We start from the raw sequence: 16,112 nt of genomic DNA on the forward strand, positions 1-16,112 counted from the left end.
TGATGGATATCTCTCAAATGACTCCTCGCCGACCTTATATGCTTAGAGCATTTTATGATTGGCTATTAGAAAATGAATTGACTCCTCATGTTGTTGTGGATGCTACTCTTACGGGTGTACGAGTGCCGATGGAGTTTGTGCAAGATGGACAAATTATCCTTAATCTTGCCCCAAGAGCGATAGGTAACCTTGAGCTTGGCAATGAAGCGATTACGTTCAATGCTCGCTTTGGCGGACGTCCTCATTCGGTCATAGTGCCTTTGTACGCAGTACAAGCTATCTATGCACGTGAAAACGGTGCAGGTACTATGTTTGAACCTGAAGAGGCCTATATCCCTTATCTAGAAGCGGGCATAACAGAGGAATCTGAACAAGAGCCGATGTTAAGCGTTGCTTCTCAAGAAGATGAGGAATTATTAGAGACTCGAGCACAAGAAACCTCTCGGCCGAAGGGAAAACCAAGCTTAAGAGTTATTAAGTAACTCATTTTCACACATTAAGCAGTCATGATCGAAAAAGCAGCGATATTCGCTGCTTTTTTTCTAAAAAAAAACAAAGGATAACCGAGGTTATTCGCTGTATTGAAATGCCTTAATCACCTGTTTTACGCCTGATATGTTTCGGGCAATATCACTGGCTAGATTAGCCTGTTCTGCCGAGACATAGCCAAGTAAAAATACTTCTCTATTTTCTGTGATTACTTTGATTTTGATTGTGTTCAGTTCAGAATTGGCCAACAGCGCTGATTTTACTTTAGTCGTAATCCAACTGTCGTTACTGATTTCGCCAATTGATAAAGGCGCTTTTATTCTGACTTGATTATGAATGGTTTTGACCCCTTTTGTCTCACGTGCTTTATTTTCAAACTCATTGAGTAATCCGGAGTTTTCAGCTTGTCCCATCAACACGACAATCCCTTGATAAGAACTGGCCGTAATGCGAGTTTTTCCGTTAAAGGGGGCTTTATTGGCGATACCTGCTACTTCAAATTCGATGTTATTATCATTCCAAATTTCTTGAGTGGTTCGAGGGTCTGTTACTAGGCTCGCTGTTGTTGCCGCGCCAGCAAGAATAACTCCTGCACAACCTGATACAGCAAAGCTCAACAGTAGAATGAGTGAAAGTTTTAATCTATTCATTGTCTATTCTTCATGAGAAGGGAAAAGGACTTGATCAATCAAGTCACATAAGCAGTGTAGGGTGACCATATGAACTTCATGGATTCGAGCCGTCCGCTGCGAGGGGATGCGGATCTCCACATCATTTTCACCTAGAAGACCAGCCATTTCTCCACCGTCTTTGCCTGTGAGAGCGATAATCGTCATATCACGAGTCACAGCCGCTTCCATCGCTTTAATGATGTTTTTGCTGTTACCACTGGTTGAAATAGCCAACAAAACATCACCAGGTTGACCAAATGCACGTACCTGTTTCGAGAATATTTCTTGGTAGTGATAGTCGTTAGCAACTGCGGTTAACGTAGTATTGTCTGCGGTTAATGCAATGGCGGGTAAACTCGGACGTTCAGTTTCAAAACGGTTCAGTAAGCAAGAAGAAAAAAGCTGGGCATTGGCCGAAGAGCCACCATTACCGCAGCAGAGAATTTTATGACCGTTAAGTAGCGTTGCCACCATGGCTTGTGCAGCATGCGTGATCGCATGGGGTAGTGCTTCAGCAGCCGCAATTTGAATTTGGATGCTTTCGGTAAAACTGTCTTTAATGCTGTCGAGCATCGTTTATCCTTGAGTTATTGCGTTTTTAATCCACTCAATGTGGTGCACATCTTGGTGGATGGCGATCACATCGAAACGAAAATCGGTGTCATAGGGCGATAGGCCATGTTTCAGTAGTCATAAATTCGCGGTTTTCATCAACTTTGCCATTTTTGCGGTAGTAACCATTTCTGCGGCATGCCCATGACATTGGTTTTTTCTGTATTTAACCTCTACGAACACTAAGGTGTTTTTATCTCGCATAATGAGGTCGATTTCACCGACTTTGGTATTGAAGTTTTGTTCAATAAAAGCCAAACCACAACCTAATAAATAGTGTTTGGCTGCAGTTTCATACTGTTGACCAACTGCGCGGCGACTAAAGAGCGCCATGCACCGCCCAACTGATCTCTCTCTGTACCACGCATTGCTCATCAATACTTAATGTGCCTGTTTTGCCATCGATACTATACCCCTCGACGACTTTCATTTGTGGTAACTCAATCATTAACTGATAAGCATCCATACCTAATGCTTGTAAGCGTCGCTCGCTATTGGAGTTCTTTGGCCACAATTGGTTCATTTCATTATCCAGCATTGAATTGGGATGAATGAGTAATGGAATATCGCTATAAGTTACACCAGAGAGGTCTTCATACTGTGTGTTACCACTGTTACTACGAGAGTTTGAGAACAGTTTAGGTGGCTTAGTGTCAGGGTTAATTGCGACCTCGATAAAGGGTTTAATTAAAGTCAATTCTGCGCTGTTAGCCACGATATAAACCGAATCGATATCACGACGACTGCGGGGCAGGCTTTGTAAATCAATACCCATCAACGCATCCATTTGCGCGATATTTTGTTGGCTATCTTGCAGACCAAATACTGAGTTAATGTTGCGTTGCAATTGACGCTTATCACCAAATAGGTTCACCGATACTTTATTCTTGCTGTATTTTTGCCATTCTGCGTTAAACGCTTCTACTACACGCTGGCCGTAATTACCTTGAGGAGCGAGTATTAAAGGGTACTGATAGCCTTGGCTAAACAGATACTTAGCGGCTTGTTCAACCTCTTGCTCTGGCGAAAGTGCAAGATAGCAAGTGTTAGGATGATCTTCAATTTGGTCTGGAATATTCAACGCCAGCGTAGGGATAGAAGCTAAGCGTGCTTGTTGAAGCTTATGTAGATTCTCGATGTTCTCTTTGATGAGTGGCCCAACAATGAAATCAATGTTTTTTTCAATCAATTGCTTGTCTATGAGCGCGGCGTCTTCGGCATTGGTATCAATCACAGTCAAGGTAGCATTGAGGTCACGGTTACGGTCATTCATCATCGCCATGATAAAGCCATCACGGATCAACTGAGCTTGCGTGGCAAACTTTCCTGAAAGAGGAAGTAACAACGCGGTGTTAGTGGGCTTGATGATTTCCAGCGCTAAAACATCTTGTATCGCTTTAGGCGTATAACGAGCCGCTGGGTGATTGCTGTTTTCCGCAAGCCATTTTTCGAGCGTATTCTTCAACTGCGGAATATTACTATTGAGCGTTTTCATATATACAGCCAGTTGTAGCCAGCCATCGAGCACGTTTTCGTTAGGCTCTGGATTTAATTGGGTAATTTCACGTTCGCTATAGTGATTGAAATTGAGCCAAATTTGATCGGCAATCGCCTCTTGCTCGGCATCATCAACGTAAGTGCTTAATGCAATAAGCTCCCTACTTGAATCAAAAGGGCGGCTGAGCGCGGTAAAAATATCGGCGCGCATTTGATGGTATTGAGCCCATGTTTCAGGGCTTAGCTTCCACCAAGCCTGAAAATTAAGCTGAGAGAGCGCTTGTGAAAACTGTTCCGCATTACTCAACAACTGCGCCTTAGCCATTTGCCATTCAGCTTGTTGCGCTTCAGAGAGCGACTGTTTGGCTAAGCGCATAATCAACAGTTGCGCTTGTTCGCTGTTGTTTTCGTTAATGGCGGCTTTAAGAGCCATGATCAACCAATCATTTTGCAGTGAACCTTGGCTACTATCTGCTTGCATCAAGTAAGTTTGCGCTGACTTGGTAGGATCTTGCGTAATATCGACTGAGGTGGGCGTCGACGGTGAAGACGAACACGCCGCCAAAGCCATTGCTAATGCAACGGGCGTGAATAAGCGTGGTACACTGAGTCTCGGATGGTTCTTCATAGCCATGAGTTCTTTCGTTATTCCGTGTAAAATTGTCTCTATATTAATCGTTGAAGTGATGGTAAACAAATGACAGATAGCAAAACCTTGCCAGCAGAGATCCCAACTCTCTACATTGTTCCTACGCCAATTGGCAATTTGGGTGATATTACCCAGCGAGCCATTGAAGTACTCTCAAGTGTTGATGTTATCGCTGCGGAAGATACACGCCATACTGGCAGACTTCTCGCTCACTTCAATATCCAGACTAAAACCTTTGCCTTGCATGATCACAACGAACAGCAAAAAGCACAAGTGTTAGTCGATAAATTATTATCAGGGCAATCTATTGCGTTGGTTTCTGATGCAGGAACGCCACTGATCAGTGATCCAGGGTACCATCTTGTCAATCAATGTCGTCAAGCTGGTGTGAGAGTTGTGCCACTTCCGGGCGCCTGTGCTGTGATTACTGCGCTCAGTGCATCAGGCTTGCCTTCTGATCGTTTCAGTTTTGAAGGTTTTTTGCCGCCGAAAAGCAAAGGGCGTAAAGATAAATTCCTAGAGATCGCTAAGGCTGAACGCACCTGTATTTTTTATGAGTCACCACACCGAATTAGCGAATCACTGCAAGATATGTTAGCTATCTTAGGGCCAGATCGTAACGTGGTGCTAGCCCGCGAGCTCACCAAAACCTTCGAGACGATTCAAGGTTTGCCGTTAGGCGAACTGATTAATTGGATTAATGAAGATGAGAACCGCAAGCGTGGTGAAATGGTGTTACTGATCCATGGTTACAGAGAAAGCGTGGACGATAGCTTGCCGGACGAAGCATTGCGCAGTTTAGCGATTTTGACAAAAGAGCTGCCTCTGAAAAAAGCGGCCGCATTGGCGGCTGAAATTTATAACCTTAAGAAAAATGCCCTTTATAAGTGGGGGCTTGAAAACCTATCTGCTTAATTAGCCAGCGGCATCTTGATGTTTTAAATCGATGGATAATTAAACGCTTAAGCGTGAATTAAACACAGAAGTTGTTTGAGCCTAGACAGTACCTATCTTTCTCTATACAATCCGCCCTCGGAGTTGACTGGGTAGTCGCTGCTTCATTGATGTCCTTTAGCCTTGTGTTGGGGAGACTGATGGAGGGGAGGAAAGTCCGGGCTCCATAGAGCAGGGTGCCAGGTAACGCCTGGGGGGCGAAAGCCTACGACAAGTGCAGCAGAGAGAAGACCGCCGATGGCCCAATTTCTTCGGAATGGGCACAGGTAAGGGTGAAAGGGTGCGGTAAGAGCGCACCGTGCGTCTGGCAACAGTTCGTAGCAAGGTAAACTCCACCCGGAGCAAGACCAAATAGGCTTCCACATTGCGTTGCTCGCGTAAGGAAGCGGGTAGGTTGCTTGAGCCAGTGAGTGATTGCTGGCCTAGACGAATGGCTACTGCCGCGCAAGCGGAACAGAACCCGGCTTATACGTCAACTCCACCTATTGCAGACCCATCATAACTCTTGCGGTTATGATGGGTTTTTTGCTTTTTATTGACGAAAATTATTTCGTAAGCACTAAACTTAGCGCAATATCACGTGATGCCAACGTCAAGTGGTAGCGATGCGGCGTTAAATCAGTAAACTGAATACTTGCGCCGTAGCCGATTGCTATATTTCAGCTTTAGCCCGATGAGAAAACGATGACTGAACCTTTTCAACACATTTCTGTACTACTGAATGAATCCATTGATGGCCTTGCTATCAAACCAGACGGTATTTATATCGACGGCACGTTTGGCCGTGGTGGTCATAGTCGTACAATTCTCTCTAAGTTGGGTGACAATGGTCGGCTTTACAGCATAGACCGCGATCCACAAGCGATTGCTGAAGCTGGAAAAATTAACGACCCGCGTTTTACTATCATTCATGGCCCATTCTCTGGCATGGCACAATACGCTGAGCGCTACGATCTGGTTGGGAAAGTGGATGGAGTGCTACTTGATTTAGGCGTTTCCTCGCCGCAGTTGGACGATGCCGAGCGCGGGTTTAGTTTCATGAAAGATGGCCCGCTTGATATGCGTATGGACCCGACGTCAGGGATCCCTGTCTCGCAGTGGCTTGCGCAAGCCGATTTGGACGACATTACTTGGGTGATTCGTGAATTTGGTGAAGACAAGCACGCGCGCCGTATTGCCAAAGCGATTGTCGCTTACCGTGAAGACGATGAAAAAGAGCCTCTGACGCGCACCAGTCAATTGGCTAAACTGATTTCAGAAGCTGCGCCGAAAAGCTTTAAAGAGAAAAAACACCCGGCTACGCGCTCATTTCAAGCATTTCGTATCTATATCAATAGTGAATTAGAAGAGATCGACACTGCATTAAAAGGTGCAGCCAAGATTTTAGCCCCACAAGGGCGCTTATCGGTGATCAGTTTCCATTCGCTTGAAGATCGCATGGTCAAACGCTTTATTCGTAAAGAGAGTAAAGGCCCAGAGGTTCCACATGGTTTGCCGTTAACAGAAATACAAATTCAGGCATTGGGCTCAGCCAACTTAAAACCAGTTGGGAAAGCGATTATGCCAACTAAAGAAGAAGTGGAACTCAATCCCCGCTCACGCAGCTCAGTATTACGAGTTGCTGAAAAACTGTAGTCCATGTCTAAGTCGCCGCCTAACTTAACCAAACTGATTGCACTTGACCTGTTTACGGTGGGTCGAGTGCCGCTTATTTTGTTAATGTTAATTTTTGCCAGTGCGATGGGAGTGGTGTTTATTACCCATCATTCTAGGCAGGCGATTTCAGAAAAAGATCAAACCTTAGTTGAGCGCGAGCGGCTCGATAATGAATGGCGTAACCTCATTCTTGAGGAAACGGCCCTCGCAGAACATAGCCGCGTGCAGAATCTTGCCAAACAAGAGCTGGAAATGAAGCGACCTGATTCTGATAAAGAAGTGGTGATTACGCTCAAATGAAAAAAAACAAAGACAAAGCCCAAGCGGCACCTCGTCAAGAAAAAGCGACATCTCCTATTTTGATCCGTTGGCGATTCTATCTCATCCTCTTTTTTGTATTCGTTGCTTTCGCTTTATTGGTTGGGCGTGTTGCCTTCATCCAAATTATCGAACCGGATAATTTGATCCGCGAAGGGGATATGCGCTCTGTCCGAGCCAAAACCTTGCCATCGGCACGCGGAATCATTTCAGATCGTAATGGTGAACCTCTCGCAGTCAGTGTTCCTGTTGATGCAGTATGGGCTGATCCTGTGGCTATTTTTAAAGCCGGCGGCTTAGTTGAACGTGAACGTTGGTACGCACTGGCTGATGTGTTAGGCATTAAGCGCAGTGAGCTGCTGAAAAAAATTGAAGAGAACCAAACCCGCCGTTTTATCTATTTGCAGCGTCAAGTGAGCCCTGCAATGGCCAATTATATTCGCGAACTTAAATTAGCGGGTGTGGGGCTCAAGGCCGAATCTCGCCGTTACTATCCAGCCGGTGAGGCGAGTGCGCACTTAATTGGTGTGACGGGCATCGATGGCCACGGTTTAGAAGGGGTTGAGCGCAGCTATGATAAATGGCTGACGGGGGAAGCTGGCAAACAGGTGATCCGCAAAGATCGGTATGGCCGAGTGGTGGAAAATATCTCGCTTGAAGAGCGTGAAGAGGGCAAGCCACTGGCGTTGACCATTGACCAACGTTTGCAAGCGATCGCCTTTCGTGCGGTCAAGCAAGCTGTAGCGGACTATCGTGCCACTTCGGCATCGGCCATTTTGCTCGACGTGAAAACGGGTGCAGTATTAGCGATGGTTAACGCCCCTTCATACAACCCCAATAACCGTTCCGATTGGCAAAGTTTTAAAATGCGTAACCGCGTGATCACGGACGCCTTTGAACCGGGCTCAACTGTTAAACCTTTTGTAGTATTGGCCGCGCTTGAAAATGGCGTTGCAAATGACAAAATGGTGATAGATACAGGGAATGGCATCATGCAAATCGGCGGCAGTCGAGTGCGTGATACCTCAAAAGTCGGCAAAGCCGATTTAACCTTAATTCTGAAAAAATCGAGTAACATCGGAGTGGCTAAGCTGGCGCTTGAAATGCCTCTCGAAGCCTTATTAGGTATGTATACCTCTGTAGGGCTTGGTGAAATGTCCGGTTTAAACCTCGTCGGTGAGACTTTGGGTATTTTCCCGAATCGCCGCCGTTGGTCACCGTTTGAAATTGCCACCTTGGCATTTGGCTATGGTTTGTCAATTACCCCCATTCAGTTGGCTCATGCTTATGCTACTTTAGGCAATTTAGGTCAGTACCAACCAATCCATATTATTGACAGCAACCAGCAAGATTTGTCACGCCAAGTGGTTGATAAAACTAATGCTAAGAAAGTGTTGGAAATGTTAGAAACCGTTACCCAACCCGGTGGCACAGCAACTCAAGCCGCGGTTCCGGGCTATCGTATTGCGGCCAAGTCAGGCACTTCGCGCAAAGCGATTGCCGGCGGTTATGGTGATGAATATTTTGCTTACACGGCAGGAGTGGCTCCAGTGAGCGACCCTCGAGTCTCGTTAGTGGTGATGGTGAATGAACCTCAAGGTGACTTATATTATGGCGGCTCCGTTGCCGGCCCTGTCTTTGCCGAAATAATGAAAGGAGCGTTGCAGATCCTCAATGTCGCTCCTGATGAAAATCGATTCCAAAAATAATTAAGAGAGAAGCACAATGACGCCGAGTATGTGTTTACAAGATCTCATCGCCCCTTGGCTTGACCTCGATGGCCATTCTATTTCAACGTTGTCGGTGACTCGTTTAGTGCTCGATAGCCGTAAAATATCACCCAATGATACCTTTATTGCAGTGGTCGGCCATACCATCGACGGAAGGCAGTTTATTGATAGCGCCACTCAAGCTGGGGCGAATCTGGTATTGGCTCAAGCGTGTGAGCAGTATCTGCATGGTAGTATGGCTACCGTCAATGGCGTGTTAGTGATTTACCTTGCTGATCTAAACCAACATCTATCTCAACTGGCATCGCGGCTTTACCGCTCGAAGACCAGTACGTTGATTGGGGTTACGGGAACCAACGGTAAAACCACCATTACTCAATTAATCGCGCAGTGGATTGACTTGTTAGGCGAGAAAGCGGCGGTGCTGGGTACTACGGGGAATGGTTTTCTCAACCATTTACAGCCTGCCGCCAATACCACAGGTAATGCCATTGAGGTCCAAGAAACACTCTATCAATTAGCGCAGCAGGGCGCTCGCTATACTGCGCTGGAAGTCTCTTCGCACGGATTAGTTCAAGGGCGAGTTCAAGCACTGAAGTTCGCTGTGGGCGTGTTTTCTAACTTAAGCCGCGATCATCTCGATTATCATGGCACCATGGAAGAGTACGCCAAAGCAAAGCTCTCCTTATTTACCGCTCATCACTGCCAACACGCTGTCATTAATGCCGACGATGCGGTGGGTGCGAGTTGGTTAGCACAGCTGAAAGCACCGATTGCCGTCTCTTTAAAGCAGCAACCGCAATGCGCTAAAGCGCTGTGGGCGAGCTCGGTCTCTTACAGTGATAATGGTATTTCATTAACCTTCGACGGCTACTATGGTCAAGGTGAATTGAGCGTGCCGTTGATTGGCGAATTTAACGCCAGCAATCTTCTACTCGCTTTTGCCACTATGCTGACTTTAGGTTTTGATAAACAAGCCTTGATGACAACGGCTTCTCAACTGCAGCCAGTCTTAGGGCGAATGGAGCTCTTTCAAGCGCCAAATCGTGCGAAGATCGTCGTCGATTATGCACACACGCCTGATGCTTTGGAAAAAGCACTATTAGCACTTCGCGTTCATTGCCAAGGTCAGCTATGGGCGATTTTTGGTTGTGGTGGCGACCGTGATAAAGGCAAACGCCCGATGATGGCCGAAATTGCAGAGCGCTGCGCCGATAAGGTCATTTTGACCGACGATAACCCTCGTAGCGAAAAACCGGCAGACATTGTGCAAGATATGGTGGCAGGGCTTGAGTTTGCAAGTCGCGCACACGTTGAACACAATCGTTACGCTGCCGTGCAATACGCCCTGCAACATGCTGATCAGCAAGACATCATTTTATTGGCAGGCAAAGGGCATGAAGATTATCAAGTGATGGCCCATCAAACTATCCACTATTCGGATCGCGAAACGGCGCAAACCTTACTGGAGATAAGTGCATGATAGAAGTCTCTTTACAGCAATTGACGCACGTTTTGCATGCACAATTGGTTGGTTGTGATGTCACCGTGTCTGAGGTCTCGACCGACACGCGTCAAATCAAACCCGGTGCGCTCTTTATTGCCTTGGTCGGTGATAAATTTGATGCTCATGAGTTTGCTGCACAAGCGGTTGCGTCTGGTGCAAAGGCGTTATTGGTTCAGCGCCCTTTGGCGGTTTCGGTTCCTCAACTGGTGGTCACCGACACCAAACTGGCGTTAGGCCAGCTTGGCGCTTGGGTTCATCAACAGTGTCAAACACCGACTGCTGCGATTACAGGCAGTTGCGGTAAAACCACAGTCAAAGAGATGGTGGCAAATATTTTATCAGCCAAAGGGCGCGTGCTCTTTACTGCTGGCAATTTTAATAATGATATCGGCGTGCCGCTCACTCTGCTTCGCTCTGATCTTAATGATGCGTATGCGGTGATTGAGTTAGGGGCGAACCATATTGGTGAAATTGCTTATACCACCTCTTTAGTGAAGCCGGATGTCGCATTGGTGAACAATGTTGCCGCGGCGCATCTGGAAGGTTTTGGCTCAATTGAGGGTGTAAAACAGGCGAAAGGTGAAATTTATCAAGGCCTTGCTTCAGGTGCGACAGCCATTATTAATTTAGAAAGCCACGGTGGTGAGCGGTGGAGTGCTATTTTAGCGGACAAAACCGTTAAAACCTTTTCCAGCCGTCAAATGGCAGATTTTTACGCCCGTGGTATTAGGCTTAATGAACAAGGTGAAGCTCGGTTTGAAATGATCACACCCGTCGGTCATATTGACATTGGGCTCAATATTGTGGGTGAACATAACGTTTCCAATGCGTTGGCGGCGGCGGCATTAGCCATTGAGTTGGGTGCAAATCTTGAAGAGGTGCAGTACGGACTTGCGCATCTAGCTCAGGTGAAAGGGCGTGTTGATGTCACCCAATTGAGCACGACTGTGAAACTGATTGATGACAGTTACAATGCCAGTGTTCCAGCGATGAAAGCGGCGGTTGATCTACTTAACACTTTCTCTGCAAGGCGTTGGTTAATTTTAGGTAATATGGCTGAGTTGGGCGATGAAAGCCTTGCACTTCATCGTCAAGTCGGTGAACATGCTGCACCATTCCAGTTTGACTATGTCCTTACTTACGGTCGCGATGCAAAAGTGATCAGTGACCTATGCCATGGCCTCCATTTTGAAAGCCATGCGGACATGATTGCTTATATCGAGCAGCAATTATCACAATTCGATCAAGAGTCTCATACCTTACTCGTCAAAGGTGCAAACAGTGCGGGTATGAGTAAAATTGTGGCTGCTCTCAAGGAGAAATACTCATGATTATTTGGCTCGCGGATCTACTCCAGCCATACTTCTCTTTTTTTCGTCTGTTCGAATATCTCTCATTTCGGGCCATCGTCAGTATTTTAACCGCACTTGCTCTGTCGTTATGGATGGGGCCGCGCTTGATTAAACGTTTGCAACTACTGCAAATTGGTCAAGTAGTGCGTAACGACGGTCCAGAATCACATTTTAGTAAGCGCGGTACGCCAACCATGGGCGGAGTGATGATCCTCGCCTCTATCATTATTACCGTACTGCTGTGGACTGATCTCTCAAACCCTTACGTGTGGGCTGTACTCGCGGTGCTGCTTGGTTATGGCGTCGTCGGTTTTGTGGATGATTATCGCAAAGTGGTGCGTAAAAACAGTGATGGATTGATCGCGCGCTGGAAATACTTTTGGCAGTCGGCCATTGCGTTGATAGTGGCGTTTGCTCTCTATGCACATGGCAACGATACCGCTGCTACTCAGCTTGTGGTGCCTTTCTTTAAAGATGTGATGCCGCAACTGGGTTTGCTCTACATTGTGCTGACCTATTTTGTCATCGTCGGAACCAGTAACGCGGTGAACTTAACCGATGGTCTGGATGGTTTAGCCATCATGCCGACGGTTTTAGTTGCTGCCGGTTTTGCTGTGATTGCATGGGCAACTGGGAACGTCAATTTCGCCAGTTATCTGCATATTCCTTATGTTCCTTATGCCTCAGAGCTAGTGGTGGTGTGTACTGCAATTGTGGGGGCCGGTTTAGGTTTTCTGTGGTTCAACACTTATCCTGCACAAGTCTTTATGGGCGATGTGGGTTCACTCGCTCTAGGCGGTGCACTCGGTACAATTGCGGTGTTGGTTCGTCAAGAGTTTGTGTTAGTGATCATGGGCGGCGTGTTTGTGATGGAAACCTTGTCGGTGATTTTACAAGTCGGTTCCTACAAATTGCGTGGTCAACGCATTTTCCGGATGGCGCCTATCCATCACCACTATGAATTGAAAGGTTGGCCAGAACCACGTGTGATCGTCCGTTTTTGGATTATCTCAATTGTGTTGGTGTTAGTGGGTTTGGCTACACTAAAAGTGCGCTAGTGATAGAGCAAAACGGCGTTGAATGGAATGAAGATGGATCGTTGGCAAACTGTTAATAATGTGGTGGTCGTGGGGCTCGGTATGACGGGCCTCTCGGTGGTGAACTACCTTTTGAGTTTAGATCGCTCGCTCACGATTAAGGTGATCGACACGCGGGACAACCCGCCAGGTCGAGAACATTTAAGCTCGCAAGTTGAGCTACATTGTGGCAGCTGGAACCAAGCTTGGTTATTTGACGCTGACCTGATTGTTACCAATCCGGGCATTGCTTTAGCTACGCCAGAGATTCAACAGGCGTTAGCGCAACATATTCCCGTGGTGGGCGATATTGAGCTCTTTGCTTGGCAGGTGGATAAGCCTGTTATCGCTATCACCGGATCCAACGGTAAGAGCACAGTGACGGATTTAACCGGAGTGCTTGCTAAAGCTGCTGGGGTTAAGGTTGCCGTTGGCGGCAATATTGGTGTGCCTGCTTTAGATCTACTTCAGCAAGAGGCCGATCTTTATGTGCTGGAGCTCTCAAGCTTCCAGCTAGAAACGACCTCAAGTTTAAAACTCGTCTCTGCTGCCTTTCTCAATCTGACAGAAGATCATATGGATCGCTACGATGGTATGGAATCGTATCGCCAAGCTAAATTGCGCATTTTTAAGTATGCGCAAGCGGCGGTCGTGAACGCCGATGATAGCCAGACGGAACCTCCCTCATTTTCAGGTCACATCGCACGTTTTTCCGTTGAACATGACGCGGACTATTGCACGCAAATGATTGATGGCAAATCGTTCTTAGTGGCGAAAGGCACGCCATTGTTAGCAAGCGAAGAACTCAGCTTAGTGGGACGACACAATAGTGCTAACGTGCTCACTGTGCTCGCACTGCTCGATTTGGCGGGTGTTGATTACTCATCTGCGCTTGATGCATTGAAATCTTACCGCGGGCTGACACATCGTTGTCAGGTTGTTGCTGATAATCACGGCGTAAAATGGGTCAATGACTCGAAAGCGACCAATGTCGCAAGCACTCAAGCGGCGTTGTCGGGGTTAAATTGCCAAGGGATTTTGTATCTGCTTGTGGGGGGCGTTGGCAAGGGCGCTGATTTCTCGCCATTAGCACCGATACTAAAAACATTGAACGTAAAACTGTGCTGTTTTGGCGTTGACGGTGGGCAATTCATGCCACTGCATCCATCGGCTCAGTTCTATTCATCGATGGAAGAGATTATCGTATCGATCAAACCGCAGCTGCGTCGTGGTGATATGGTGATGCTCTCGCCTGCTTGTGCCAGTTTTGATCAGTTTAAAAACTTTATGGCCAGAGGTGACGCCTTTGCCGAGCTTGCGCAGCGTTACGCTTAATCAACAGGAAATTGCATTTTGTCCTTTTCAAGCCTCATCAAAATGACTCGTCAATGGTTTCAGAGCCAAGCGCCTGAAGCCTTGTTTGATCGTCAATTGGTATGGATTGCTTTAGGTTTGATGCTGACTGGGCTTGTGATGGTGACATCGGCTTCGTTTCCTATCAGTTCGCGTTTAACGGATCAACCGTTTCACTTTATGTTTCGTCACGCCATTTTCTTGATGCTGGCCATCGTGACATCGAGTGTGGTGTTGCAAGTGCCAATGAAACGTTGGATGCAATACAGCTCGGTGCTACTTGGCGTCTCTTTTATGCTGCTGATTGTGGTTTTGCTCGCGGGCAAATCGGTCAATGGTGCCTCGCGTTGGATCCCTTTGGGGTTATTTAACCTGCAACCTGCTGAGGTCGCGAAACTGTCACTGTTTATTTTCATGGCTGGTTACTTAGTTCGTAAACAAGATGAAGTGAGGCAAACCTTTTTTGGTGGTTTCATGAAACCGATTATGGTGTTTGGAACCTTGGCTATCTTGCTACTTGGTCAGCCAGATTTGGGAACCGTGGTTGTGATGCTTGTGACTCTGTTTGGTATGCTGTTTATTGCTGGGGCCAAACTGTCACAATTTATTGCGCTCATGGTGGCTGGAATTGTTGCGGTAATCGCACTGATTGCGGCAGAGCCTTACCGTATTCGCCGTGTAACTTCATTTCTTGACCCGTGGGAAGACCCGTTTGGCAGCGGTTATCAATTGACTCAATCTTTGATGGCCTTTGGTCGTGGAGAGTGGTTTGGTCAAGGGCTTGGTAACTCGATTCAAAAGCTAGAGTACTTACCTGAAGCGCACACTGATTTCGTATTTGCAGTGCTGGCTGAAGAGCTCGGTTTTATTGGCGTTGTACTGGTTCTACTGCTGATTTTTAGTCTAGTGCTTAAAGCGGTGTTTATCGGTAAAAAAGCCTTTGAGCATGATCAGCAATTTGGTGGCTATTTGGCCTTTGGTATTGGAATTTGGTTTGCATTCCAAACACTCGTCAATGTGGGTGCTGCAGCGGGTATGGTGCCGACTAAGGGCCTAACGCTGCCCTTGATCAGTTACGGCGGTTCAAGCTTAATTATTATGTCGGTTGCGGTGTCGATCTTATTGAGAATTGATCATGAATGTCGACTCAAAGATCGCAATCGAGTGTCTATAGAAAAAGAATCCAATGATAAACAATAAACGTTTAATGGTTATGGCTGGTGGCACGGGGGGACATGTTTTTCCCGGTCTCGCTGTGGCTAAACAGCTCCAACAGCAAGGTTGGGAGATCCGCTGGCTAGGGACTGCGGATCGGATGGAAGCAGAATTAGTGCCTAAACATGGTATTGAGATCGACTTTATTCAGGTCAAAGGTTTACGTGGCCAAGGCATAGGGCGTTTGCTGAAAGCGCCTTTTCAAATTGTGAACGCGATTTTTCAAGCGCGTCGTTATTTGAAGCAGTGGCAACCTGATGCGGTGCTCGGCATGGGCGGATACGTCAGTGGCCCCGGTGGCGTGGCAGCGTGGTCTATGGGAATTCCCGTTGTGCTTCACGAGCAAAATGCCGTAGCAGGGTTAACCAACCGTTGGCTTTCGAAAATTGCCAAACGCGTATTTCAAGCCTTCCCCGGAGCCTTTACTGAGGCGCAAGTCGTAGGTAATCCTGTACGTCAAGATGTCGCTACATTACCTGCACCGCAAGTACGCTTTGCTGAGCGAAATGAACCGATCCGCATTCTCGTGATGGGCGGCAGCCAAGGTGCGCAGATTCTCAACCGAACTTTGCCTGACGTACTAGCTGTGCTTGGCGATAATTACCAAGTTTGCCATCAAGCAGGCAAGAATAATCAACAGTCGGTTGAGCAAGCTTATCGCGCGCTTCAGATCAAAAATGCACACGTTACTGAGTTCATTGAGGATGTGGCTGGCGCTTATGCGTGGGCTGATTTACTGGTGTGCCGCTCGGGAGCATTAACGGTTTCTGAAGTGGCAGCGGCCGGTGTTGGCGCTATATTTATCCCTTTTATGCATAAAGACCGACAGCAAGCGCTTAACGCGGATCACTTAGTCGCTTGTGGTGCGGCCAAAATGATTGAACAGCCGCAGCTCACAGTAGAAAAACTAGCGCAAGAGATTGCTTCTCTTGAGCGTCATGATCTGCTGTTGATGGCGCAACAAGCGCGTGCAGCCGCACAACTGGATGCTGATAAAGTCGTTGCCGACGCTATCATCGCACTTACCCAATAA

At 47.1% G+C, this 16,112-nt stretch carries 14 protein-coding genes, 1 other RNA gene and 1 pseudogene; 12 read left to right on the forward strand and 4 right to left on the reverse strand.

The window, feature by feature from the left end; all coding sequences use genetic code 11:
• Positions 1 to 2 precede the first annotated feature (2 nt).
• A complete protein-coding gene (gene sspB, locus NB504_RS12535; RefSeq protein ID WP_026027949.1) occupies positions 3 to 482 on the forward strand; it encodes a ClpXP protease specificity-enhancing factor in 480 nt (159 codons plus the stop codon).
• Positions 483 to 569: 87 nt separating this feature from the next.
• Here the strand turns inward: sspB and NB504_RS12540 are convergent, their stop codons facing one another.
• The 4 genes and pseudogenes from NB504_RS12540 to NB504_RS12555 all read right to left on the reverse strand — a co-directional run bounded on the left by NB504_RS12540 (position 570) and on the right by NB504_RS12555 (position 3,897).
• Positions 570 to 1,139 carry a BON domain-containing protein gene (locus NB504_RS12540; protein ID WP_017042658.1) on the reverse strand — a complete coding sequence of 190 codons (570 nt, stop codon included), beginning with the start codon at positions 1,137 to 1,139 and terminating at the stop codon, positions 570 to 572.
• Positions 1,140 to 1,142: 3 nt separating this feature from the next.
• The gene (locus tag NB504_RS12545) at positions 1,143 to 1,733 is read right to left on the reverse strand and encodes a phosphoheptose isomerase (RefSeq protein WP_010318025.1); all 591 of its coding nucleotides are present in this window, start codon (positions 1,731 to 1,733) and stop codon (positions 1,143 to 1,145) included.
• Between the two features lie 3 nt (positions 1,734 to 1,736).
• Positions 1,737 to 2,105, reverse strand: a pseudogene (locus NB504_RS12550) (YraN family protein).
• Positions 2,092 to 3,897, reverse strand: coding sequence for a penicillin-binding protein activator (locus NB504_RS12555; protein WP_258429393.1), 1,806 nt, complete (start codon positions 3,895 to 3,897; stop codon positions 2,092 to 2,094). The pseudogene NB504_RS12550 and the gene NB504_RS12555 overlap by 14 nt, the downstream one beginning before the upstream one ends.
• A 69-nt stretch (positions 3,898 to 3,966) precedes the next feature.
• Between NB504_RS12555 and rsmI the strand changes: the two genes are divergently transcribed.
• The 11 genes from rsmI to murG all read left to right on the forward strand — a co-directional run bounded on the left by rsmI (position 3,967) and on the right by murG (position 16,112).
• Complete coding sequence (rsmI, locus tag NB504_RS12560; RefSeq protein WP_013856074.1) at positions 3,967 to 4,833, forward strand: 16S rRNA (cytidine(1402)-2'-O)-methyltransferase; 867 nt, start codon at positions 3,967 to 3,969, stop codon at positions 4,831 to 4,833.
• 119 nt (positions 4,834 to 4,952) lie between these two features.
• Positions 4,953 to 5,356, forward strand: an RNA gene (gene rnpB, locus NB504_RS12565) — RNase P RNA component class A.
• Positions 5,357 to 5,556: 200 nt separating this feature from the next.
• The gene (gene rsmH, locus NB504_RS12570) at positions 5,557 to 6,507 is read left to right on the forward strand and encodes a 16S rRNA (cytosine(1402)-N(4))-methyltransferase RsmH (RefSeq protein ID WP_010318016.1); all 951 of its coding nucleotides are present in this window, start codon (positions 5,557 to 5,559) and stop codon (positions 6,505 to 6,507) included.
• Between the two features lie 3 nt (positions 6,508 to 6,510).
• Positions 6,511 to 6,828 carry a cell division protein FtsL gene (ftsL, locus tag NB504_RS12575; protein ID WP_010318013.1) on the forward strand — a complete coding sequence of 106 codons (318 nt, stop codon included), beginning with the start codon at positions 6,511 to 6,513 and terminating at the stop codon, positions 6,826 to 6,828.
• Positions 6,825 to 8,555 (forward strand): penicillin-binding transpeptidase domain-containing protein, encoded by a 1,731-nt coding sequence (locus NB504_RS12580; RefSeq protein ID WP_258429010.1) that lies wholly within the window; start codon positions 6,825 to 6,827, stop codon positions 8,553 to 8,555. Before ftsL ends, NB504_RS12580 begins: the two co-directional genes overlap by 4 nt.
• A 16-nt stretch (positions 8,556 to 8,571) precedes the next feature.
• A complete protein-coding gene (gene murE, locus NB504_RS12585) occupies positions 8,572 to 10,059 on the forward strand; it encodes a UDP-N-acetylmuramoyl-L-alanyl-D-glutamate--2,6-diaminopimelate ligase (protein ID WP_258429011.1) in 1,488 nt (495 codons plus the stop codon).
• A complete protein-coding gene (murF, locus tag NB504_RS12590) occupies positions 10,056 to 11,414 on the forward strand; it encodes a UDP-N-acetylmuramoyl-tripeptide--D-alanyl-D-alanine ligase (RefSeq protein WP_088721282.1) in 1,359 nt (452 codons plus the stop codon). Before murE ends, murF begins: the two co-directional genes overlap by 4 nt.
• Positions 11,411 to 12,493 carry a phospho-N-acetylmuramoyl-pentapeptide-transferase gene (gene mraY, locus NB504_RS12595; RefSeq protein ID WP_017046513.1) on the forward strand — a complete coding sequence of 361 codons (1,083 nt, stop codon included), beginning with the start codon at positions 11,411 to 11,413 and terminating at the stop codon, positions 12,491 to 12,493. Before murF ends, mraY begins: the two co-directional genes overlap by 4 nt.
• 27 nt (positions 12,494 to 12,520) lie before the next feature.
• Positions 12,521 to 13,846, forward strand: coding sequence for a UDP-N-acetylmuramoyl-L-alanine--D-glutamate ligase (murD, locus tag NB504_RS12600; RefSeq protein ID WP_405054811.1), 1,326 nt, complete (start codon positions 12,521 to 12,523; stop codon positions 13,844 to 13,846).
• 42 nt (positions 13,847 to 13,888) lie between these two features.
• Complete coding sequence (gene ftsW / locus NB504_RS12605) at positions 13,889 to 15,064, forward strand: cell division protein FtsW (protein ID WP_038198341.1); 1,176 nt, start codon at positions 13,889 to 13,891, stop codon at positions 15,062 to 15,064.
• Positions 15,051 to 16,112, forward strand: a complete 1,062-nt coding sequence (murG, locus tag NB504_RS12610; protein WP_258429013.1) for an undecaprenyldiphospho-muramoylpentapeptide beta-N-acetylglucosaminyltransferase — start codon at positions 15,051 to 15,053, stop codon at positions 16,110 to 16,112. Before ftsW ends, murG begins: the two co-directional genes overlap by 14 nt.

This window comes from Vibrio sp. RM-69-4 (assembly GCF_024743775.1).
Taxonomy (GTDB): Bacteria; Pseudomonadota; Gammaproteobacteria; order Enterobacterales; family Vibrionaceae; genus Vibrio; species Vibrio anguillarum.